The 23,963-nt window shown below is 43.9% G+C and carries 15 protein-coding genes, 3 tRNA genes, 3 rRNA genes and 1 pseudogene; 17 read left to right on the forward strand and 5 right to left on the reverse strand.

Features of this window, described 5'->3' with window-relative positions; translation table 11 throughout:
* The first annotated feature begins 244 nt into the window (after positions 1-244).
* From VV089_RS22560 to VV089_RS22590, 7 genes are all read left to right on the forward strand, one after another.
* Positions 245-1,780: ribosomal RNA gene (locus VV089_RS22560) — 16S ribosomal RNA — on the forward strand.
* Between the two features lie 132 nt (positions 1,781-1,912).
* A 5S ribosomal RNA gene (gene rrf / locus VV089_RS22565) occupies positions 1,913-2,030 on the forward strand.
* A 45-nt stretch (positions 2,031-2,075) separates the two neighbouring features.
* Positions 2,076-2,149 (forward strand) — tRNA-Ile (locus VV089_RS22570).
* A gap of 94 nt (positions 2,150-2,243) precedes the next feature.
* Positions 2,244-2,316: transfer RNA gene (locus tag VV089_RS22575), tRNA-Ala, on the forward strand.
* Between the two features lie 397 nt (positions 2,317-2,713).
* A 23S ribosomal RNA gene (locus tag VV089_RS22580) occupies positions 2,714-5,607 on the forward strand.
* The 16S, 23S and 5S rRNA genes sit together here with 3 tRNA genes alongside, the layout of an rRNA operon.
* Positions 5,608-5,728: 121 nt before the next feature.
* Positions 5,729-5,800: transfer RNA gene (locus tag VV089_RS22585), tRNA-Asn, on the forward strand.
* A gap of 451 nt (positions 5,801-6,251) precedes the next feature.
* A complete protein-coding gene (locus VV089_RS22590; protein WP_334337495.1) occupies positions 6,252-7,943 on the forward strand; it encodes an AIPR family protein in 1,692 nt (563 codons plus the stop codon).
* 238 nt (positions 7,944-8,181) lie between these two features.
* On the opposite strand, the gene VV089_RS22595 is transcribed toward VV089_RS22590, so the two are convergent.
* From VV089_RS22595 to VV089_RS22615, 5 genes are all read right to left on the reverse strand, one after another.
* On the reverse strand, positions 8,182-9,813 hold the full coding sequence (locus VV089_RS22595) for a recombinase family protein (protein WP_334337496.1): 1,632 nt from the start codon (positions 9,811-9,813) through the stop codon (positions 8,182-8,184).
* Positions 9,814-9,875: 62 nt separating this feature from the next.
* Positions 9,876-10,076 carry a hypothetical protein gene (locus VV089_RS22600; protein ID WP_016224527.1) on the reverse strand — a complete coding sequence of 67 codons (201 nt, stop codon included), beginning with the start codon at positions 10,074-10,076 and terminating at the stop codon, positions 9,876-9,878.
* A gap of 202 nt (positions 10,077-10,278) precedes the next feature.
* Entirely contained in the window at positions 10,279-11,322 is a 1,044-nt protein-coding gene (locus tag VV089_RS22605) for a tyrosine-type recombinase/integrase (protein ID WP_300918210.1), read from the reverse strand.
* A complete protein-coding gene (locus VV089_RS22610; protein ID WP_300918207.1) occupies positions 11,310-12,284 on the reverse strand; it encodes a tyrosine-type recombinase/integrase in 975 nt (324 codons plus the stop codon). The genes VV089_RS22605 and VV089_RS22610 overlap by 13 nt, the downstream gene beginning before the upstream one ends.
* Positions 12,281-13,525, reverse strand: coding sequence for a site-specific integrase (locus VV089_RS22615; protein ID WP_300918205.1), 1,245 nt, complete (start codon positions 13,523-13,525; stop codon positions 12,281-12,283). The genes VV089_RS22610 and VV089_RS22615 overlap by 4 nt, the downstream gene beginning before the upstream one ends.
* Before the next feature lie 618 nt (positions 13,526-14,143).
* On the opposite strand from VV089_RS22615, the gene VV089_RS22620 reads away from it, so the two are divergent.
* The 10 genes and pseudogenes from VV089_RS22620 to VV089_RS22665 all read left to right on the forward strand — a co-directional run.
* Positions 14,144-15,001, forward strand: a complete 858-nt coding sequence (locus tag VV089_RS22620; RefSeq protein WP_334337497.1) for a GNAT family N-acetyltransferase — start codon at positions 14,144-14,146, stop codon at positions 14,999-15,001.
* A complete protein-coding gene (locus VV089_RS22625) occupies positions 14,994-16,328 on the forward strand; it encodes an MATE family efflux transporter (RefSeq protein WP_334337498.1) in 1,335 nt (444 codons plus the stop codon). The genes VV089_RS22620 and VV089_RS22625 overlap by 8 nt, the downstream gene beginning before the upstream one ends.
* 390 nt (positions 16,329-16,718) lie before the next feature.
* A complete protein-coding gene (locus tag VV089_RS22630) occupies positions 16,719-17,159 on the forward strand; it encodes an RNA polymerase sigma factor (protein WP_160237647.1) in 441 nt (146 codons plus the stop codon).
* On the forward strand, positions 17,149-17,352 hold the full coding sequence (locus VV089_RS22635; RefSeq protein WP_172489831.1) for a helix-turn-helix domain-containing protein: 204 nt from the start codon (positions 17,149-17,151) through the stop codon (positions 17,350-17,352). The genes VV089_RS22630 and VV089_RS22635 overlap by 11 nt, the downstream gene beginning before the upstream one ends.
* 430 nt (positions 17,353-17,782) lie before the next feature.
* Positions 17,783-18,739: a DGQHR domain-containing protein gene (locus VV089_RS22640; RefSeq protein ID WP_334337499.1), complete on the forward strand. Its 957-nt coding sequence runs from the start codon at positions 17,783-17,785 to the stop codon at positions 18,737-18,739.
* Complete coding sequence (locus tag VV089_RS22645) at positions 18,739-19,773, forward strand: hypothetical protein (protein ID WP_334337500.1); 1,035 nt, start codon at positions 18,739-18,741, stop codon at positions 19,771-19,773. The genes VV089_RS22640 and VV089_RS22645 overlap by 1 nt, the downstream gene beginning before the upstream one ends.
* A gap of 365 nt (positions 19,774-20,138) precedes the next feature.
* A complete protein-coding gene (locus tag VV089_RS22650) occupies positions 20,139-20,495 on the forward strand; it encodes a hypothetical protein (RefSeq protein WP_334337501.1) in 357 nt (118 codons plus the stop codon).
* 494 nt (positions 20,496-20,989) lie between these two features.
* On the forward strand, positions 20,990-21,859 hold the full coding sequence (locus VV089_RS22655) for a LysR family transcriptional regulator (protein WP_334337502.1): 870 nt from the start codon (positions 20,990-20,992) through the stop codon (positions 21,857-21,859).
* Positions 21,860-21,979: 120 nt separating this feature from the next.
* Positions 21,980-22,456, forward strand: coding sequence for a flavodoxin (locus VV089_RS22660; RefSeq protein ID WP_172542858.1), 477 nt, complete (start codon positions 21,980-21,982; stop codon positions 22,454-22,456).
* A gap of 115 nt (positions 22,457-22,571) precedes the next feature.
* A pseudogene (locus tag VV089_RS22665) lies at positions 22,572-23,252 on the forward strand (carboxymuconolactone decarboxylase family protein); the annotation flags it as partial.
* Positions 23,253-23,963: the final 711 nt, after the last annotated feature.

Consider the following 23,963-nt stretch of genomic DNA (forward strand, 5'->3'; position numbering starts at 1 on the left):
GACAAGCTTCGGCAAATGTGATAATATGTTTAAGCTGACCTGTTGGACAAACAGGAGCAAGCGAACCTTGATAACTAAACAGTGTAAAACCTTGAAAATTCTGAAAGAGAATCATGGATAATGGTTCGTGTTCTGTAAAGAGCCGGACGGTTATCATTCAAGAACAGCTTAGAGATAAGCGACCTAAAAACAGTAAGAACGGGAAAGAAATTGCTAGCAGCGATTTCTGACCAGACAAACACTTAAACATGAGAGTTTGATCCTGGCTCAGGATGAACGCTGGCGGCGTGCTTAACACATGCAAGTCGAACGAAGCACTGAAAGCAGATTACTTCGGTTTGAAGCTTTCTTTGACTGAGTGGCGGACGGGTGAGTAACGCGTGGGTAACCTGCCTCATACAGGGGGATAACAGTTAGAAATGACTGCTAATACCGCATAAGCGCACGGTTTCGCATGGAACAGTGTGAAAAACTCCGGTGGTATGGGATGGACCCGCGTCTGATTAGCTGGTTGGCGGGGTAACGGCCCACCAAGGCGACGATCAGTAGCCGGCCTGAGAGGGTGAACGGCCACATTGGGACTGAGACACGGCCCAAACTCCTACGGGAGGCAGCAGTGGGGAATATTGCACAATGGGGGAAACCCTGATGCAGCGACGCCGCGTGAAGGAAGAAGTATTTCGGTATGTAAACTTCTATCAGCAGGGAAGAAAATGACGGTACCTGACTAAGAAGCCCCGGCTAACTACGTGCCAGCAGCCGCGGTAATACGTAGGGGGCAAGCGTTATCCGGATTTACTGGGTGTAAAGGGAGCGTAGGCGGCGATGCAAGTCAGAAGTGAAAGCCCGGGGCTCAACTCCGGGACTGCTTTTGAAACTGTGTTGCTAGATTGCAGGAGAGGTAAGTGGAATTCCTAGTGTAGCGGTGAAATGCGTAGATATTAGGAGGAACACCAGTGGCGAAGGCGGCTTACTGGACTGTAAATGACGCTGAGGCTCGAAAGCGTGGGGAGCAAACAGGATTAGATACCCTGGTAGTCCACGCCGTAAACGATGAATACTAGGTGTCAGGGAGCAAGGCTCTTTGGTGCCGCAGCAAACGCAGTAAGTATTCCACCTGGGGAGTACGTTCGCAAGAATGAAACTCAAAGGAATTGACGGGGACCCGCACAAGCGGTGGAGCATGTGGTTTAATTCGAAGCAACGCGAAGAACCTTACCAAGTCTTGACATCCGGATGACCGGAACTTAACCGTTCCTTCCCTTCGGGGCATCCGAGACAGGTGGTGCATGGTTGTCGTCAGCTCGTGTCGTGAGATGTTGGGTTAAGTCCCGCAACGAGCGCAACCCTTATCTTTAGTAGCCAGCGGAAGAAGCCGGGCACTCTAGAGAGACTGCCAGGGATAACCTGGAGGAAGGTGGGGATGACGTCAAATCATCATGCCCCTTATGATTTGGGCTACACACGTGCTACAATGGCGTAAACAAAGGGAAGCGAGCGTGTGAATGTAAGCAAATCTCAAAAATAACGTCTCAGTTCGGATTGTAGTCTGCAACTCGACTACATGAAGCTGGAATCGCTAGTAATCGCGAATCAGCATGTCGCGGTGAATACGTTCCCGGGTCTTGTACACACCGCCCGTCACACCATGGGAGTTGGTAACGCCCGAAGCCAGTGACCCAACCTTTAGAGGAGGGAGCTGTCGAAGGTGGGACCGATAACTGGGGTGAAGTCGTAACAAGGTAGCCGTATCGGAAGGTGCGGCTGGATCACCTCCTTTCTAGGGAGAACGAGTAGAGGGAAACGCAGGAATGTGATAAGCACTGTTTAGTTATGAGGGTTCGGTTGAAGACAGGAGAGCTGCAAAGAGAAGAAGCAGCGGAACTGAGAAACAATTGAATCAAAGAAGATATCTGGTGGCGATACGTTTAGGGGGCACACCCGTACCCATCCCGAACACGCTGGTTAAGCCTTAAGCGGCCGATGGTACTATATTGGAGACGATATGGGAGAGCAGGTGGCTGCCAGATTATCAAAAGAGAACAGCTCGAGAGAGTGTTTGATAGAAAGCAAGAGGGCTTATAGCTCAGCCGGTTAGAGCGCACGCCTGATAAGCGTGAGGTCGGTGGTTCGAGTCCACTTAAGCCCATAGGATTTGAGAATTAAAAAGAAGATTGTCAAATCCAATGACTGGAAGGAAAGACCCGCACCAGTCGGAAAGAAACGAATAGAGTTCCTTTCGTGGGGGTGTAGCTCAGTTGGGAGAGCACCTGCCTTGCAAGCAGGGGGTCAAGAGTTCGAATCTCTCCATCTCCATTTACACGAAGGCAATGAGAAGTGCAAAATTTGGAAAGCATGGCTGCGTCGTGCCCGCACGTAAGCAGACAGGGTTTTCAAATTTTATAGGGCGAAGCCCGTGAGCGAGAGGCCGCAGGGCGGACTCGGGCGGCACTTCGGACTATCGTGTAGCCATGTACCTTGAAAACTATATACTGAAAATATCTAAGTCAGATTCAATCGAAAGAGAGAATCTGGACAAGACATCCGAGGTGATTATCCTTAAGATAGAGATATCAAGAGAATAGTCATTAGAAGAAGAAAACTTCTTAAAAAAATAACCCTATGGCCAAACGTGCAACGCTATGCACGGGCAGAGAGCGGAAAGAGAATGGGAAGAATCAAGAATCTTCCTGCCATACTGCCGCTGTCTGAATGGTCAAGCATAAAGAGCGCAGGGTGGATGCCTTGGCACTAAGAGCCGATGAAAGACGTGATAAGCTGCGAAAAGCTTCGGGGAGGAGCAAATATCCTATGAGCCGGAGATATCTGAATGGGGAAACCCACCTGAGCAAACCTCAGGTATCCATACGCCAATCCATAACGTATGGAGGGGAACCCGGGGAACTGAAACATCTAAGTACCCGGAGGAAAAGAAAGAAACATCGATTTCCAAAGTAGCGGCGAGCGAAATGGAAAGAGGCCAAACCAGGATGCGTGCATCCTGGGGTTCGGACCGCATAATTGATTCAGCAGGTTTAATGGAACGGTTTTGGGAAAGCCGGCCAGAGAGGGTGAAAGCCCCGTACATGAAAGATGAGCTGACAAGGCGGTATCCAGAGTACCACGAGACACGTGGAACCTTGTGGGAACGAGCGGGGACCACCCCGTAAGCCTAAATACTCCTTAGTGACCGATAGCGCATAGTACTGTGAAGGAAAGGTGAAAAGGACCCCGGGAGGGGAGTGAAAGAGAACCTGAAACCCTGTGTTTACAAGCTGTGGAAGACCCTTAAGAGGTCAACCGCGTACTTTTTGTAGAACGGTCCGGCGAGTTGCCGGGTCTGGCGAGGTTAAGGACGCATACGTCCGGAGCCGAAGGGAAACCAAGTCTTAACAGGGCATTAAGTCAGACCAGGCAGACCCGAAACCGGGTGATCTACCCATGTCCAGGCTGAAGCCGCCGTAAAAGGCGATGGAGGGCCGAACGCACATCCGTTGAAAAGGGTGGCGATGAGGTGTGGGTAGGGGAGAAATTCCAATCGAACCCGGAGATAGCTGGTTCTCCTCGAAATAGCTTTAGGGCTAGCCTCGGTTTAGTCTCATGGAGGTAGAGCACTGAATTTCCTAGGGGGCGTCAAAGCTTACCGAAGAATATCAAACTCCGAATGCCATGGAGATGATGACCGGGAGTCAGACTGCACGAGATAAGTTGGGCAGTCAAAAGGGAAAGAGCCCAGACCTGCAGCTAAGGTCCCAAAGTGCGTGTTAAGTGGAAAAGGATGTGGGATTTCAAAGACAACCAGGATGTTGGCTCAGAAGCAGCCATACATTAAAAGAGTGCGTAATAGCTCACTGGTCGAGAGGTCCTGCGCCGAAAATGTCCGGGGCTAAAACACGCCGCCGAAGCTCAGGAATTGATGAATGTCAATTGGTAGAGGAGCATTGTTAACGAGACGAAGCAGTACCGTAAGGAGCTGTGGATTGTTAAGAAGAGAGAATGCCGGAATGAGTAGCGAGAGGAAGGTGGGAATCCTTCCGGCCGAATATCTAAGGTTTCCAGGGTAAAGCTGATCTGCCCTGGGTAAGTCGGGACCTAAGGCGAGGCCGAGAGGCGTAGCCGATGGACAACAGGTTGAGATTCCTGTACTGCCGTATAACAGAACTGTGGGGACACGTGTGGAGAGCGGGAGCCGGAAATGGAAAAGCCGGTGCAAGCGAAGCAGGAGCAGGGGAGGCAAATCCCCCTTGCAATCCAAAGGCGTGATGCGTACCGAATTAGAGTAGGGAAGTCCGTGAGCCATGCGTCAAGAAAAGCCGCTATTGTTTATATGGTACCCGTACCGTAAACCGACACAGGTAGATGAGGAGAGAATCCTAAGGCCGACGGAAGAAGCATTGTTAAGGAACTCGGCAAAATGACCCCGTAACTTCGGGAGAAGGGGTGCCGGTGCGAACCGGCCGCAGAGAATAGGCTCAAGCAACTGTTTAGCAAAAACACAGGTCTATGCGAAACCGAAAGGTGAGGTATATGGGCTGACGCCTGCCCGGTGCTGGAAGGTTAAGGGGAGAGGTTAGCGGAAACGCGAAGCTTTGAACTTAAGCCCCAGTAAACGGCGGCCGTAACTATAACGGTCCTAAGGTAGCGAAATTCCTTGTCGGGTAAGTTCCGACCCGCACGAAAGGCGTAATGATTTGAGCGCTGTCTCAACAATGCATCCGGTGAAATTGAAGTGCCAGTGAAGATGCTGGCTACCCGCGCCAGGACGGAAAGACCCCATGGAGCTTTACTCCAGCTTGATACTGGGATTCGGTACTGCATGTACAGGATAGGTGGGAGGCAGAGAAGGGATGACGCCAGTTGTCCCGGAGCCGCTGTTGGGATACCACCCTTGCAGTATTGGGTTTCTAACCAGCCGCCGTGAACCGGCGGTGGGACAATGTCAGGCGGGGAGTTTGACTGGGGCGGTCGCCTCCGAAAGGGTATCGGAGGCGCTCAAAGGTTCCCTCAGAATGATTGGAAACCATTCGAAGAGTGCAAAGGCAGAAGGGAGCTTGACTGTGACACCGACGGGTGGAGCAGGTACGAAAGTAGGACTTAGTGATCCGGTGGTATTAAGTGGGAATGCCATCGCTCAACGGATAAAAGCTACCCTGGGGATAACAGGCTTATCACTCCCAAGAGTTCACATCGACGGAGTGGTTTGGCACCTCGATGTCGGCTCATCGCATCCTGGGGCTGCAGCAGGTCCCAAGGGTTGGGCTGTTCGCCCATTAAAGCGGTACGCGAGCTGGGTTCAGAACGTCGTGAGACAGTTCGGTCCCTATCCGGCGTGGGCGCAGGATATTTGAGAGGAGCTGTCCTTAGTACGAGAGGACCGGGATGGACCGGCCGCTGGTGCATCTGCTGGCTTACCAAGGCCATGGCAGAGTAGCCAAGCCGGGACGGGATAAACGCTGAAGGCATCTAAGCGTGAAGCCCCCCTCAAGATGAGATATCCCATGCGAAAGCAGTAAGACCCCTTAAAGACGATAAGGTAGATAGGGCAGAGGTGGAAGTGCAGCAATGCATGGAGCTGACTGCTACTAATCGGTCGAGGGCTTGACCAGAGCGTCATAGGAAAGGAAGAACAAAGAAAACCAAGATGTGAGATAAATCAGTATATAGTTTTGAAGGTATATGAAAGCGAAGGAAAGCATAGAATATATCTGAAGAGAAAAAGAAGAAGTAATCCTCGATAGCTCAATGGTAGAGCACGCGGCTGTTAACCGCGGGGTTGTTGGTTCGAGCCCAACTCGGGGAGCTAAAGTGAATAACTTGATACAAGACCTGTAGACGTGATGTTTACAGGTTTTTACGTATTTCATTTCTCTTCTGAAAAAACGGGCACGAAATATACGGAAAAGGTTAACGCAACCGTAGTGATTACATACCAGTCTTAGTGCTGGATGATGCCGGAAATAAAAATTGGCAGACTTATTTTGTATTTTAAATAATTGATAGTAACTGATAAATGAAACGGGAGCGCGTTGCAATTCCTATTCCTGATGTAACTGTCTGACAATGATTTGTGTCTGATGAAAGGGAATTGTAAGTCAATTTGAAAGCCTAAGGGAAATTGATTTACGGATTTTGGGTTATATGTTATACTTTAATAAGTGAGAGTTAGTATTTTGCCTAAAAATATATCAGCAAGGTGTATTATATAATTAAATGATTGATCATGTAATGAATCTTAAAGGTAGGTGTGTATTATGGATATAGCAAAACAAATCATTGATCAAAGAATAAATAAGATATTGGAGGATAATCAGGAAATTTTTACTGCTAACGATAATGAGAGAAATCGTTCTAAAGCATTTTTGGTGTTAGGAGTTGCTGCATATTTAGACATTGATTTGACGGAGGCAGTACAGTATTTGACTGATGGGGGAAACGATGGGGGATTTGACGCAGCATATATTGTGGAGGCACAGGATTCACAATTAAATGTAGTATTATTCCAATCAAAGTATTCGAGAAAACTGGATAAAGACAGTAATTTTCCGGCTAATGCAGTTGAAAAAGCTGTGAATACCATAAAATGTGTGTTTGATCCTTCTACGCATATTGAATTAAATGTACAGAGTAGAAAAAAAGTAGAAGAGATTCGCTCTTTTATATTAGATGGTGCAATTCCATATGTGACATTTGTGATGCTTAATAATGGACTGGTCTGGAATCAAGAAGGTCAGAACCATATTAATAATGCTTTTGCAGGTCAGTGTCAAGTTCGATTTGAGCATTTTTCCCATATTGATATTATCCGGTATATTAATAGGGAACAAGTAATTAATACACAAATCTCTTTGAGTGGAAAGGCTATTCAGGAAAATTTTAATTATAAAAGAGTGCTCCTTGGACGTGTTTCTGTAATGGAAGTATACAAATTGATGGAAGAATTTGGGGATAGTCTGTTGGAAAAAAATATCCGTCGCTATTTAGGAAAAAATGTAGTTAATGATGGAATCACAGAAACTCTATTGGATACAGATAAACGTCAGAATTTTTTCTTTTTCAATAACGGAGCAACAATGATTTGTAAAAAGTTTAGTTTTAATGCGTTGCAGGAACAGAACTGGATGGTTAAAACGGATGACTTACAAATCATTAACGGTGGACAAACATGTAAAACGATACATCAGACTGTAAAAGAAAATCCCAATCTGGATTTTTCACAGACATATTTGTTAGTACGTCTTTATGAAGTTGAAGACACTGAAAATCCGGGTATCATTCAGGATATTATTTATGCGACAAATAGCCAGAATCCGGTGGACTTTAGAGATTTAAAATCAAATGATAAATGTCAACGGATTTTGGAAATCGGCGCACATGATTTGGGATATGTCTATAAACGAAAGAGGGATAATACCTTAAATATAAATGTTATACCATCGACAGTCGCGGCTGAGGCTGTTTTCGCGGTATGGCGGGAATGTCCGCATTTGGCAAAATATAGACGTAATGAATTTTTTGATAAATACTACTCATTGATTTTTGATAACTTGAATGCTGCTCAGATGGTGATTGCGGTACTTATATTTCGTTATTGTGATAACAATAGAAAGAAAGAGAGCGAACTGGACGGAATTAAGGAGCATCGATTGTATAGTCAATATTTTATGGCATATATGATAGGTAAGCAAATTTTAAAAGGGTCGGGTATTACATTACAAAAAATCACCCATATTAATTTTTATGAAATAAAGAATTATTTTGATCAAAACAAGGAATTGATGTACAGTAGGGCAGAACAGGCAATGGTGGATATCCTAAAAGACTACTTTAACAATGAAAATCTGTCGGAGATAGATGGACGAACGATGGCGGCAGCATTTAGACGATTTGATATCATAGAACGTTATCTAAAAAACGAAATATGGTGGAAAGCAAATATGGAATGAGAAATCCAATTTTGTTTATAGTTAGTTGCCAAAGAGATTTTACGGTATGTAACCGTATCAATGGTAGAGCACGCGGCTGTTAACCGTGGGGTTGTTGGTTCGAGCCCAACTCGGGGAGTTTGGAAAAGCCCGTAAACATCAAGGTTTGCGGTGACAAGGAAGTAATTTTGATTAGGCGGTATAGCCCCGATTACAAGGGCTGTACCGTCTTTTCTTGCGCTCAACGAGCGCATATTCTTTATGCGCCTTGCCGTTTCGGTTGCGTGACAGAAAGAAAATTGAGTTCACCTACAAAGTTGAATACAATATCTACTTTCTGTACCCGTTTCCCGTTCACCTTTTCCGGCGCATGGACTATGATTTTCTTGATAAATTCATTTACGATTGTGGGGGTGAGTTCCTTTATCCCCACATACTTGCGGATAATCGCGGCGAAGCTGTCAAAATCGCTCTTGTTCTGTTCGTAGGTATCGACTTCCTGCTGGTCTGCCTTGACCTTTTCTTCCAGTTCCCGCTGTTCCGCTTCATACTCTGCGGACAGCTTCAAAAACCTATTGTGGCTGATTGCGCCGCTTATATCGTCCTCATAAATCCGCTTGAAGATACGGTCAAGTTCTACAATCCGTTTTTTTGCCTGTCCGACTTCCCGTTTTCTGCGCTTCATTTCCTTTTCTGTTTCAGCGGAGCGTTGCTGATACATCATTTCATGGAAAGCCATGATGTCATCAAAGAAAAGAGCGGTCACGTCAAATATCCTGCTCCATACGATTTGCTTCAACACTTCCTCGCGGATAAAGTGAGCCGTACAGCTTCCCGTATTGCTCTTGTACTTTGCACAGCGGTAATGGTCTTGTGAACCGTTAAAACTTTTACAAGTAGCGAAATGTAGCTTACTCCCACAGTCCGCACAATATACCAAGCCGGAAAACAATCCCTGTCTGTCCCCTTTTGTGGGGCGGCGTTTGTTCGCTCTTAGTTCCTGTATCCGTTCAAAAACAGCGTCCTCTACAATCGCTTCATGGGTATTATAGAAAATTGCCTGCTGTTCTTTTGTGGTTGGAATCCGCTTCTTTAATTTGTGGGATTTGGAATAGCTTTTGAAATTTACGGTATGTCCGCAATAGTCCATACGTTCCAAAATGCCGACAATCGTGCTGTCTTTCCAGTTGTACGGATTTTCGGGAAGTGCTTTCCCCTTTTTCTCGGCATAGTAGGCTTTGGCAGTCGGTACTTTATCTTCCTTGAGGATTTTTGCTATCTGCATAGGACCTTTCCCACCGATACATAAATCAAAAATGCGTTTCACCACAGCGGCGGCTTCCTCGTCCACAATCCATAGCTTTTTGTCCGCAGGGCTTACCATGTAGCCGTAAGGCGGCTTTGTCAGATGTTCCCCCGCCTGTCCTTGCGCCCGTTTGATTGCCCGTACTTTTTTACTTGTATCTTTGGCGTAAAAATCATTAAACAGGTTGCGGAACGGGGTAAAATCGTTATCCCCCTTTGCGCTGTCTACACCGTCATTGATTGCGATATATCTAACGTCGCGCTCTACGAAAAAGATTTCCGTATAGTAGCCGACTTTCAGATAATCGCGCCCCAACCTTGACATATCCTTGACAATGACCGTTGCCACGTTTCCGGCTTCAATCTCTGCAATCATGCGGTTAAAATTTGGTCTATCGAACGTCACACCCGATACACCGTCGTCAATGAAGAAAACGGGATTGGAAAAGCCGTTGTCCGCCGCATATTTGGAGAGGACTGCTTTCTGGTTCACAATGCTGTTGCTGTCACCCTCTAACGTATCTTCCTGCGAAAGACGGGCGTATAATGCTGTTATCTGTCCGGGCTTATATGTATTTGCTGTCATATGTTCATTCCTCCTGTAATGAACGCCCGACAAACAGTAGTGCTAAATTCATTATAGCGCATTTATCCCTGTTTGTCATTGGGCGGTTTGACGGTTTCCGATTTTATGAGCCGTATCATCTTGTCGCGGAGCCGTTCCGAGCCGCCGCAGGAGGTAGACACTTCATAGTATGTGCCGCCGATTTTGTAGCAGACGGTTTCCTCTGTCGGCTTCCCTTTTTCCGGCAGATAGCCGCTGTCCTTGATTTCCAGTTCCCAATCCATTCTTTTCCCTTCCTTTCCGTATTTGCTAAATGATAAGTTTCGGAGTTATCACGACTTTTTGATTATCCCGACCATTTCCGGAAAAGCGGATAACTACAGGCTTTTGCTCAAAAAAGGTCGGGATAACTTTTTCAAAAAAGGCAGATATCTGATTGCCCGGATACAGATGCCTTGACGCAAAAAGTCGGGATAATTATGGACGCTATTTCAGTCCATACAGCTTTTTTAAAACTTCCTCGTCACTGACGCTGTACTTTGGCAGGTTAACCCCGGCGATCACATCACGCCCCATGGATTTTTCGATCGCCCTCCGTTTCTGCTCGGTATCCGCATAAGCGTAGACCAGAGTGGTTTCGAGATTGGAATGCCCAAGCCACTGGGATATCAGCGAAAGTGCCATGCCATGCTGGTAAAGGTGCATTGCCCGACTGTGTCTCCAGAGATGCGGATGCACATTTTCCGGAACTTCAGGACAGTTTTCCCTTGCTGATGTTCCATAACGCCGGAGAAATTTCCTGACATTGTCATCTGACATGGGATGCTTTGCGCCGCATTGTTCCACATAAAAAAGCGGCTGCTGTGAATGCATATGCCCGTTTGGATGGAACAGCTTCATATAATTCTGGAAATGATTTATTGTTTCCGGCATCAGAGGCACGCTGCGTATTTTTGAGCCTTTTCCTTTCAGGATTGCCGTGGGCGTGTTTCCAAGACGTATGTCACAGACCCGCAGATCCAGCATCTCCTGTATGCGTGCGGCGCTGTCGTACATAAGGATCATAAAAAACTGATCCCTTATCCCACGGCGTGTTCTTGTGTCAGGCTGTTCCAGCAGGGTTTTTACTGCGGCTTCGCTCATGTAATCCACGCCCGAAAATTTTTCCTGTTTCTGCCTTGGTATCTTATCAAGTCCTGCCTGCAGGATGATGTTCTCCGGATTGGTTGCCGCTGCGTATCGGAAAAAAGAACGGATGCAGGCAAAACGGTGGTTCCTGGTAGATGCGGAGCACCCCTTCTCGGCAACAAGCCAGTCAAGATAACCGCTGACCGTGCCGCTGTCCAGAAGGTTAAAGGTTACTTCGTTAATGGAAATACCGTTGGCTGAAGCCGCATACCCGATGAGCTGGTCAAGCGCTATGCGGTATGCCCTGACCGTGTTGCTGCTGGCGCACATCTGGCTGGGGAGATAGATTTTCAGGTAGTCATGCACCATCTGGAAAAATGCTTCATCTTTTATTCGTCCCATAGTTCCACCTCCGGTATCATCCGCCTTAAGGAATCCCAGTCTATACCAGCTGATTTTACGAGGTTTTCCGGGAGGAGATGGATATAGTACACGGTTGCGGACAATTCTTTATGCCCCATGTATGCCCGCAGGTAGGGCAGCCTGTTAAAAAGGTTTTCCCCGCTGTCAAGCCAGCGGCTCAGTGCTGCGGAGGCAAAGCGGTGGCGAAGGTCATATATCCTGACTGGCGGGAGCATGTCCGGATCGACACCGGGATTTGCGGCAGCAAAAAATGCTTTAAATTTATTTTGCATCCACGGGGATGAATAAGGGTTCCCGTTCCGGTCAGGGAAGAAATACGGGCTGTCAGGGTAAGCCGCATCACGCAGCCGGGCATAGGATGCCGCCAGTCCGGTCATGTCATTGGACATGACAACAATCCGCTCCTTATGGCCTTTTGTTTCCGTGATAAGGATTTCCCCGGTCTTAAGGTTGACGGACTCTCTTTTCAGCATCCGTCCCTCATTCGGGCGCAGGCCGCAGGTATAGATCAGCCGGAATACGGTGGAGAGAAGGAACGGCTGCAGGGAGTTTTCTCTGCTGCCCTGTGCGTCTATCACATGGAAAAGCTCTTTCAGTTCGCTGTCAGTAAAAATATATGGCAGGAAGCAGCTGCGCCCTGATGTGAACTTTTCCGGCAGTATGAAGGAGGGGATTCCCATGGAAGCGAGATACTTCCCAAGTCCTCTTGCATAACCGGCACGGGAATGGAAATAGCCGATGGATTCCCCCGGATGCCGTTCCAGCCATCCGGTTACGACCTCCCGCGTAAGGGACGTTTCATCCGGGAAATGTTCCATGCAGTACCTGTCCAGGCTGCGGCTCCTGGGCAGGTAAGTGGATTCCTCATAGCCCAGGGATACTTTGTAATCGATCATTGACCTGATTGCGGGGGCAAGCCCGCTTTTTAAACATCTGCTCATGGGAACCTCCTTTCCAGCGGAACACAGGAAAAATCCAGCGCACATGCCTTCAGGTTTTGGCTGTCCAGCGACAGGTATTGTTTGGCAGTGTCAAGGTTCTGGTGCCCGAGCACCTGCGCAATGGTGGTGACGGGCGTGCCGGAAACCAGCATATTTCTTGCCAGACGGCGGCGCAGCCCATGGAACCCTTTCCCATCAAAAGGCTTCCGGTCAATCCCCGCTTTTTTACAGTAGCAGTCAAACATGTATCCTATGCCTACGCCGCTCGCCATGGAAACAAACGGGGCTTTCTCACGCAGGAAGATTTCAGGCGCATCAGATTCAGGGCGTCCATTCAGGATATAGTCCTTTATGCTTTCCCCGGCTTCCGGCAGGAGGGGAAGGTAGAGCATGCCCCCGGTCTTGCTCTGTGACACATGGATTTCTCCTCTGGGCCAGTCGATATCTGTCAGTTTCAGCCTGGCGATATCCACCGCTCGCAGCCCGGTGGTAGCCCCAAGCATTATGATCCCCTTATCACGCTTTCCCATGGATGTGGATGTATCTACCTGCCCTATGATGGCGGTAAGTTCTTCATCAGATACATAGCCCCTCACCGGCATCTTACGTGGCACATGGTATGAAAACAGGGATATGCAGTCAGGAGCTTTCTCACCGGAGTCTTTTAAAAATATATGGAATTGGCGCACATAACACAGAAGGTTATGCAGGCTGCCCGCCGCCATGAATGTGGCGGCGTTGATGACAAACTCCCGTGAATCGTTTATGGAAGCCCTGTCCAGTGAAGGAATCCCTTTTTCCTGAAAAAATGAAAGATAACGCCGCACTGCCCAGGCAAAATCCCATTTGGTATTTTCGTGGAAATCCCTTGATGAAAGGAATGCATTCAGCAGGCGGCTGTACTCCCCGTTGAGCTGGTACTTGGATGTCCTTTTTGTACACTCCCATGTGAGAGTCCCTGTTGAGTGGAACATTTCAAATTTTCTGGCAGCACGCTTTTGGGCATTGTAGTATTCCCGGCAGATTTCTCCCTCCCGATAGCGCTGCTCGACGGTCTGGATGAATTCATGCGTGACAGCCGGATCATAATTGCAGATCCCTTTTTCGTGGTAGAAACTGACAACACTCCTGATAGAGCCGTACATATTTCCCCATAGGGTGTGCTTTGCATAGCCCGCCTGTTCCAGCAGCTCCATGATGCTGGAGAACATTTCAGTTACAGATAATGGTTGCTTTGTCATATGCAACATCTCCTTAAATAAAAAGTCAGGAAGAATCTCCTGCTAAATATTTATTCGGAGAAAACCAGTTGCTGAAAAAAGTTATCCCGACTTTTTGCGTCAAGGCAACTGTATCCGGGCAATCAGATATCTGCCTTTTTTGAAAAAGTTATCCCGACCTTTTTTGAGCAAAAGCCTGTAGTTATCCGCTTTTCCGGAAATGGTCGGGATAATCAAAAAGTCGTGATAACTGTTTTTATCAAGAATTATTGACAATCGGAGCAAGCATAGGAAAAGGGTACCCTTTTCCGTAAATCTGCCCGTCCGCGCTATGACTTGCCGGACAGATTTTGCTTATTGGGAAGTTTCCCAAACCCTCTTGAAAATCCTCTCACTACCCACAACACCGCACAGGGCGTTTTTGACGAATATTTAAGAGAAATTTTTCAAAAAGTTTTCCTTGCTTCTTAATACGGGGAAGTTTAAGAAATGCCAATGTTTCCAAAAAAATTGTTAAAAATCTTTCCTATCAGAGTGGTCTGTTGTATACTGGTAAATACTTGTCCTTAAAACCGCAAGATATATGAAAAGCGGAATGAAATATCCTGCTATAATGCAGAAAGAAAGGAGGATGCTGCAATGCCGGGGAATATCAAAAATGTAATGGCGGCAATCGACTATATCGAAAGACACCTGCACGAAAAACTGGACTTGGAAACAGTTGCGGGGGCTGTACATTATTCAAAGTATCATCTGCACCGAATGTTCACAGGTACGGTAGGGTTGACAATCCATGATTATGTACAACGCCGCCAGTTGACCGAAGCCGCAAAACTGCTTGTACTTTCCGACAGACCAATCCTTGAAATTGCGCTTTCTGCCGGATATGAGAGCCAGCAGTCCTTTACGGATATTTTCAAAGCCATGTATAAAAAATCCCCTAACAGGTACAGGGAGGAAGAGGAATTTTATCCATTGCAGCTAAGATATGTCTTGAATGAAAACCCTACAAATTTAGAGGAAAAAGAATGGCAGGATAAAATCGTCTTTGCAACACAGGAAGATATACCCAAATGGATAGAACTGGTTCACCTTGTCATTGACGGTTTCCCGCACTTGGACGAAAAACAATACCTTGCACAGTTACAGGAGTATATCAAAAATAAGCGGGCATTGATTTTGAAAGACGCTGATACGGCAATCGGGATTATGGCATTTAACGAGGTGACGGGGAGCATTGATTTCTTTGGGGTACACCCACAATATCGGAAAAGAGGGATAGCGAAAGCATTTTGTGAAAAAGCATTGTATGAACTTGCACGTTCCGCACAAATTAGTGTGACGACTTTTCGGGAGGGTGACAAGGCAGACACAGGCTATCGGGAGATATGGGGAAGCCTTGGCTTTGCCGAAGCGGAATTGTTAATTGAGTTTGGCTATCCGACACAGCGGTTTATACTTCACAGAGAAAAATCGGAGGGCGAGGACAATGAGTGACCTAAATCCATTATCACAGAACTTTACACTAAAGTCGTTGCTGAAATTTTCATTTCCGACAATTTTGATGATGATATTCATGGGGCTGTATACAGTCGTTGACACAATTTTTGTAGCACGATTTGTAGATACAAATGCACTTTCGGCATTGAATATTGTCTGCCCTGTTATCAATCTGATTGTCGGTCTTGGAACTATGCTTGCAACAGGAGGAAGCGCGATAGTAGCACGCAAAATGGGAGCAGGAGAACAAAGTAGGGCGGCACAGGATTTTACGCTGATTATCTCAGCAGGCATCTTGCTTGGTGTATTGATTGCAGTCTTGGGGACGGTTTTTATTGACAGGATTGTCTGGGGGCTTGGAGCGAACAGTATTCTATTTCCATACTGTAAAGAATACCTTTTTATCCTGCTGTTATTCACGCCCGCAAGTATCCTGCAAGTGCTTTTTCAAAATCTGATTGTAACGGCGGGACGCCCCGGAATGGGTATGGTGCTTGGCGTGAGCGCAGGAATCGTAAATATTTTCCTGGACTATCTTTTTATGGTGCCGTTTCACATGGGCATTAAGGGGGCGGCATTTGGTACGGGCATTGGCTATATGATACCGGCGGTGATTGGATTATGGTTCTTTTCCGCAAAGAGAGGCAGTCTGCATTTTAGGAAGCCAGTCATAGATTTTTCCGTATTGGCTGAAAGCTGTTCCAATGGTTTTTCGGAAATGGTAAGTCAGGCGGCAACAGCGGTTACAACATTCCTTTTTAACCGCATTATGATGAAACTGCTTGGAGAAAACGGGGTTGCGGCAATCACAATCATTATCTATACACAATTTTTATTGAGTGCCCTTTACATAGGTTTTTCTATGGGCGTAGCCCCTGTTATCAGCTATAACTATGGGAAGCAGGAGGTCAAACAGCTAAAGAATGTATTTTCTATTTGTATGCGGTTCATTGTCTTTGTTTCGCTCACTGTTTTTGCAGTAGCTTATATTTTTGGTTCGCCATTGGTTGGTATTTTTGCAGAAAAGGGAACGCCTGTTTACGAAATTGCACGAAACGGATTTTTGATTTTTCCCTTTAGCTTTCTGTTTTGCGGGCTGAATATTTTTACTTCTGCCACATTTACAGCATTATCAAACGGGAAGCTGTCAGCAATTTTGTCGTTCCTGCGGACTTTCGGACTGATTACAGTGCTGTTGCTTACATTGCCAAATATTTTGGGCGTAACAGGGGTATGGCTTGCAGTACCGATAGCAGAGCTAATCACTATGGTTGTAGCATTGGTTTTTCTTCATCAGAACAGAGAGAAGTATCATTACGCATAAAAGAAGATGTTCATGCCGTCCGGCGGTTAATAAAAAAACCGTTGTGTGGCGGCAAAATCATCATGCGCCAAAACAGAATATGAGCGGCTGAACGGCGGTTTTGAAATAACAATCAAAGCCGCCGTTCTTATGTGGCAGGAAAGTTTTCATAGATATGGCGGTATTGTGAGGTACTGCTATGTCTGTTTTTTATTTCATGGGTAGTTTTGGCTGTGGTGAATTATCAAAAAAATCCTGTCTTGTGGAACGGGATTTCCTGCCTATGAGTATGAACACACATATCATTTAGTATGTCTTAATAACTCGCATTACTCAAAAACTCATGCGCTTTCTGCTGTATGGGTTTTTGTTGTAATAGCCCCCTACTGGGAAGAAAGGGGGTGAGAGAAAATGAGATATTCTGAACAGTTCATGGAGCATATCGAATATGCGTTTCATGCGTTCTGTAAGATTGTCCTGCGCCATGAAGCCATGAACGCATGGCGGGATTTGAAGCGGAAAGAAGAACGGGAAATATCTCTCGACTATCTGATGTCAGAACGATATTTTGAACCGTCTGCTATGGACAGTTATTTTGAAAAGCAGGACAAGCCGACTGTATTTCTTGTGTTGGGAAAGGAAGTTATTGTTGATGATGAACGGTTAGCAACAGCATTATCAAGATTACCGGAATTAAGACGGGAAGTTCTGTTGCTTTATTACTTCGTTGGCTATCGTGATGAAGCAATCGGCAGACTGTACGGACGTTGCAGGAGTACGATAAACCGCAGGAGAAATGTTGCACTGAAACAGTTACGGAAAGAATGGGAGAGATTGAAACATGAGGAATAAAAAGCTGATACCTTTTGAGGTAATTCAAAAAGCTGTTGCCGGAGAGCCGGAAGCGGTAGACGCAGTATTGCGGTATTACACCGCACACATCAAATATCTGTCTATGTATAAGGGGCATATCAATGACGATACACAGGACAGGCTAAAGGCTAAACTGGTTGAAGCCATATTGAAATTCCGCTTCGACCGATAAGGAGTAGCAAAGACGGGAAAAGCTGTCAAGGGTAAACTTCGCGCTACGCGCCCTTGACAGCTTTTCCCGCTTTTGCTTGTGGGTAGTCAAGAGGACGAAATCAGTAAACTGCTTTCGCCCTCAATTTATTATGGGGATTGTTACGCAGTAGGAGTTATTTTGTCTTTGATTTATGCGGCTTTGTGAGCATTGAAATGATGTGGGCTAGGGTTTTATATGTCTGCTCTCAAAAATGGCATTCTATTGCGTAACAACTTTTCAAAATGTTTTCATTCGGATAATTGTTAATTAGGTCAAAATGTGGTATAAATATAGATAAAGGTGCAAAGGAACGTAAAAATAGATGCTTAATATACAAAATAGTACCCAAAAACCGTAGAATAGTTGGATTTTATATAATACCCTACAAAATTAATTGGAGGATTGCATAATGAAACAGAATATGGAAAAGGAAAGTTATAGTTGTAATCTTATTACACAGGGGAAATTGAAGTTTTATTCATTAACTATGCCAAGTGAAATATTAGCAGAAACTTGTTTTGTATCTGCAAGGGATGACGATCCTGTTGAAGGATTTCAAAGAACCTTAGATGAAGAACGTGCTAAAGAGATAGCTAATTATTTAGATAATGAAGATGGTTCAATACCAACAGCAATAGTCTTGTCAGCACAGCCGGAAGCAGAATTATCATATATAAGTAAAAATAAAACTCTTGAATTTAATAAAATTAAAAAGGCATTTTTAATTTTAGATGGTCAGCATAGAGTATATGGATTTTCTTTGGCCAAAACATCTGTACGTGTTCCGGTAATTATTTATAATGGGTTAAGCAGAAAGGAAGAAACACGCTTATTTATTGATATTAACACAAAGCAAAGACCCGTACCAACGGAACTTTTACTAGACATAAAATCACTTGCTGAATATGATAATGAAATTGAATCTTTTTGTAGAGAAATCTTTGACCTCTTTAGTGAACGTCCAGATAGTGCGTTAGTTGGTCTAATGTCGCAATCGGTACGCATAAAGGGAAAGATTTCTAGGGTTACTTTTAATGGTGCGATAAAGCTTATTTTTGGAATATTCGGTAATAAAGATTCAGAAGAAGTTTATGAATATTTAAATAATTATTTCAAAGTAATCAAACGTGGATTTGAAAAAAAGGGTATAGATTCTATTGTAAAACCCACTATTTTTAAAAGTGTAGTACAGTTTTTCCCTCAAATTGCTCAAATTGCCAATGGAGATTATTCCATTGAGAATTTTGATGTTATTTTAGAACCTCTTTTTTCAAAGGTTTCCGCAAATAAAGTACAAAAGCTAACGTCAACAAAAGCTGTCGTAAATCATTTTTCTGAATGTATGAATAAAGGATTTACTCTATAATGGAAAAAAAGAAAATAAGTTTTTCAGATTGCACACGTCATTTGTATATACCAAGCCTTAATACTATAAGTAAAATGAGCATATATGGTATGAGAACGTGGTTGATAAAAAGTAATAATTATATTGTTACTAATTCTGATGAAAATCATGTGGATATATGTTTTTACGATTTAAAAGAGCCATTAGCAGCTTTAGCAAATGACATTAGCAGATTATCATGTGCCTTTTTGGAATCAATAGCAAATGTCAAAGAATCTAGTGTTAATCGAAAATTTACGGCATGGAATATCGTGCAGTATTATTATTCAGCTTTTTATTCGGCTCATAGCATATTGAAAATACTAGGATTTGGTCTTGTGCAATTAGATAGTACGATTATATCAGAATTTAATAAACGAGCTAATGCTGTTGGTATTACTTTGTCAAATAAAATCACAAAAGGCATATATTGCATAAAGTTTGATAATAGAAATAATAAGATTGTTTTTTATAAAATCTCCCGTTATGATGATAGCCATAAAGGGTTGTGGAAAAGATTTATAGAATTTTTAAACATATTAACTGGAGAGTATATAGAAACAAATACATATGGAAATGATTGTGTTCGTTTAAAAAATCCAAATGAAGAATTTCCTTTAAGTTTTTTTGGAAAAATTCCACATAATGACGCTTTGGATGCACAAGAACGCATTGAACAATTAAAGGCAATTTTAAATTTGCATGGAGATGCAAACTGGTTATCCAGTATTAGAAATACGGTTAATTATAGTCATGGGTTGGGTAGTTGGTTTCCGTATAAAGACCTTTCTGATAGTTATGAAAAGGTAGTAGATTCTCAAAAATTATGTTTTAATAATTTTCTTAATGAAAATCTTAATTTGAAATATGATGATGTGTTGATGAAATTTATTATCTCATGCCAATTAGTAAATGCCTTAAATTACGATATATTAGATGATTTGAAAAAACGTAGTCCAACATCAAAGTCTTTTTTGGATGAAGAATTTTTTAAGTATTTTTTCTTATTCTCATAATTGTATTTTTTGAGATTACGCAAAGGCAAGACTATTTTTGATTCATAGTCTTGCCTTTGTTAGCAAATACTGTTTGTCAGCGTTAATGATAAGTAAGTTCCTATACTTCCTTATCACCGTAAACATCAGTGTTTATGGGTTTTTTGTTTGAAAAATCAGCCTCAGAAGAGGCATCGAATATGATGTAAAAAGAGTTTTATAAAACAATGTTGATGGCAAGGAAGGAACGTATCTTGGATTATTCTATAAAACGAATATTTAAATAAGTAAGCAAATATGAGATGGAACGATAGTATTAGTTTTAATGTTCGGTGTGCGATTGTGCCGATAGTATCGATTGATAAATGACAGGGAGTGTGAAATATATGGTAAAAGAAAGCTTAAAGAATTTCTGTAAATATAGTGCGTCAGATGAAGAATTATTTATGTATATTCGTACAAATGCAGGAGAATGGAATGAAGAATCATTTGTTAAAATGAAAGAGTTGGTTCGAGAAGTAATAAAAGATTATGAGAATGAAGATTGCTATCCCAAAATATTCATAAATTATTTTGTCTTAAACATACCGTCCATTATCAATATATTATCCAATTTTAAAGGATGTACAGATGAGGAATTGCGTAAGGGGTATACGGAAGAATCTTATTTGAGTATGATTGCTGAAAGGATAAAAGAATTAGAAAAACTTAAATTGGAGTTTCAGAATTCTCTATGGCCATAATAAATTACGGAAATAAATATCATTGCAAAAGAGTGTGATAGATTTGCGAAGAGAGAAGAAATTCATTTGTCAAGAAAGAATCATAAAGTAGTAGTCTGCATTTATAAGGAATGCTCAACCAAGTCAAGATAATTTACCTGCAGATGATTTTACAATGGAGACTTATGATAATATTTAGAACAACAAACGAAAATTGACCGGCTTTCTTAATCCTTGACTTGGCAGATGAACAAATAAGTGAATTAGAAGCGATACTTGAAAAAGCAAAAGGAAAAACAGTTAATGGTAGTGTTTGATCGCGCTGCATTTCGTATTCCGACTGTCCCTGCCGGAGGACTGGAATTATACGGCCAGGGGATTTGCCTGTATCTGTAGGGAACGCTCTGGGTGGGTGATTGCCGTGTATGACGGGAGGGCATTTCTTACTTCTTATTATGTTGTTGCAGCACAGACAATCTGCTATAATTGACTGAAAGCAGAGGAGGCGGTACCCTATGGAATTTCGAGTTTTGAAGTATTTTCTGATGGTCGCCAGGGAGGAAAACATTACAAAAGCAGCGGCTCTTTTACATATTACACAGCCCACACTGTCCCGGCAGCTTATGCAGTTGGAAGAAGAATTAGGAGTTAAATTATTTCATAGAAGCAAACACAGTATTATTCTGACCGAGGATGGCATGCTGTTAAAGCGCCGGGCGCAGGAAATGGTTTCTCTGTCAGATAAGACTGTGCAGGAACTTTCACACAAAGATGATATGCTGTTAGGCGAGGTTGCTATTGGGTGCGGAGAAACCAAAAGTATGATCTTTCTTTCAGAACAGATTAGGCATTTTCAGCAGAAATATCCTCTCGTGCAATTCAGTATTCACAGTGCGATTGCAGATGATATTAAAGAACACATAGAAAAGGGTATATTGGATATGGGGCTTCTGGTAGAGCCTGTTGATATTAGTAAATATGAATTTGCACGTATGCCGCATAAAGAACAGTGGGGAATCCTTACACGCAGGGATTCGGAATTAGCATTGAAAAAGTATATTCGCCCGGAAGATCTGGCAGATGTTCCCTTATTGATGGTGAAGCGCGAGCTGGTGAAAAATGAACTGTCCAGTTGGTTTGGAGAATACTATGATCGGCTCCATATTTCCGCAACATATAATCTTATTATCAATGCGGCGGCAATGGTTAGGGGTGGAGTTGGAACAGCTTTATGCTTTGATCTCGGTATCAAGTACCATGACGATTTATGTTTTGTACCGCTTATGCCTGTGATGGAAACGGGTTCCGTTCTTGTCTGGAAAAAAAATCAGGCAATGAGTAAGATTTCCGCACATTTCATACAAACAATAAAAAATGCTATTTAGGCATTTCTTATCATATAAAATGGGTATTATACATTTTTTGTGCAGTTAGCTATAATGTAGGTGTTCAGGAAGAATACCTGCATTTTTTATTTTCTGTGGAAAGGAGTACACAAATGAACTATGAAAAGTTTGATTGTGTATTACACATGGTCGGGAAAGACCAAAGGAATGGCGGAGATTATTGCACGTCTGACAGGAGCTGATCTGTTGGAAATTAAACCGGAAACACCATATGCGACGGATTATAACAAAGTGGTTGAACAGGCCAAGAAAGAGATTCGTGAGGGATATCGTCCCATTATCGCCCCGGTTCATGCAGAACTTGAACTGTATCATGTAATTTACATTGGCACACCAATCTGGTGGGGAACAATGGCTCCGCCGCTGGCGGCATTTTTGGAGGAACATGATTTTGGCAGTAAAATAATAATGCCTTTCTCAACGCATGGCGGAGGCGGTAAAGGCCATAGCGGCCATGACATTGCGAAACTATGTCACGGCGCACAGCTCATGGAAATGTATACTGCTTATGAGGGCGGAGGGCGCACTGCTGAAAAGGAAATTTTCGGATGGATTCAAAAAAACAAACTGATTTAATGCCTTATGTTCTGCATAATTTGGCGGGCGTTATGGCACAGAATACGCAGGCTTCTGCGAAAGAGAGTCATGTATGGTCTGCCGGAAACCAGAAAATCTGAATGGAGGAATCAAAATGAATTTGCATGTAACAGATCCGGAATTTATGGAGCGTTTTGAACATTTTGCTTTTGATGAAGTTCCCAATGAGGAAGGACAGCAGCTTGATGACGAGACACGGTATATGGTGATTCTGGCAACTCTGATTGGCTGCCAGGGAATGGAAGAATACCGCCTTGTATTGTCCAGGGCGCTGGATGGCGGCTTCGCGCCGATTGCAGTAAAAGAGATTGTGTATCAGGCGGTAGATTATCTTGGAATCGGACGTGTTCTCCCATACTTGGAGGCGTCAAATTCTATTTTGGAAAGCCGTGGTATAAAATTACCTTTAGAGGGGCAATGCACGACAACGACGGAAAACCGTCTTGAAAAAGGGATACAGGCACAGGCAGATATTTTTGGAGAACACATGAAAGAAGCATGGAAGGCCGGACATATCAACCGCTGGCTGGCAGCAAATTGTTTTGGGGATTACTATACCCGGACAGGACTTGATCTGGCGCAAAGGGAAATGATTACATTCTGCTTTTTAGCTGCTCAGGGAGGGTGCGAACCGCAGCTTACCGCTCATGCAGCGGGCAACATGAATTTAGGAAACGATAAGGAGTTTTTGATCCGGGTGGTTTCCCAGTGCTTGCCTTATATTGGTTATCCGAGAAGTTTGAATGCGATTAACTGTATTAACAAAGCAGCTGACCCCGGAAAGAAAACACTTTTTCCTATGGGCGGCCCCAACAACGCCTTTGCGTCATATTTCGTGGGACAGAGTTTTCTGAATATGCTTACTACGGAAGGCGTGCCGATTGGCAATGTCACTTTTGAACCTGGATGCCGCAATAATTGGCATATCCATAAGGCAGATAAAGGCGGCGGGCAGATTCTGCTCTGTACGAATGGACGGGGTTGGTATCAGGAATGGGGCAGGGAGGCGAGGGAACTATTCCCCGGAGATGTCGTGACGATCCCCGCCGGTATCAAGCATTGGCATGGCGCAGCAAAGGATAGCTGGTTTACACATCTTGCCGTGGAGGTTCCTGGAGAAAATACAGGCAGCGAGTGGTTGGAGCCGGTGGACAAAGCTGCCTATGCTGCCTTGAAATGAAGGAAGCGGGTGGTGCTTTGAAAGCTAAATTGCAGACAATAAAATGGATTACAATGCTTTTGTCTTTCTGTTTGTTGTTTGGAATGACTGCTTGCAGTACGGGAAAAACAGAAGCGTCCGGTATAACAGAACAAAACAGCGAAAATCACTATCAAAGAGATTTTACGGTATGTAACCGTATCAATGGCAGAGCATGCGGCTGTTAATCAAGGGGGCATTTTTTAGAAATAGAAAGCGTCCTATTTTATGGAAAAAATGAATCTCTTTTTGGCCTAAAGCATTCGCAGAAAAATCATAATAGGAATA

Source organism: Candidatus Merdisoma sp. JLR.KK011 (assembly GCF_036941125.1).
Classification (GTDB): Bacteria; Bacillota; Clostridia; order Lachnospirales; family Lachnospiraceae; genus Laedolimicola.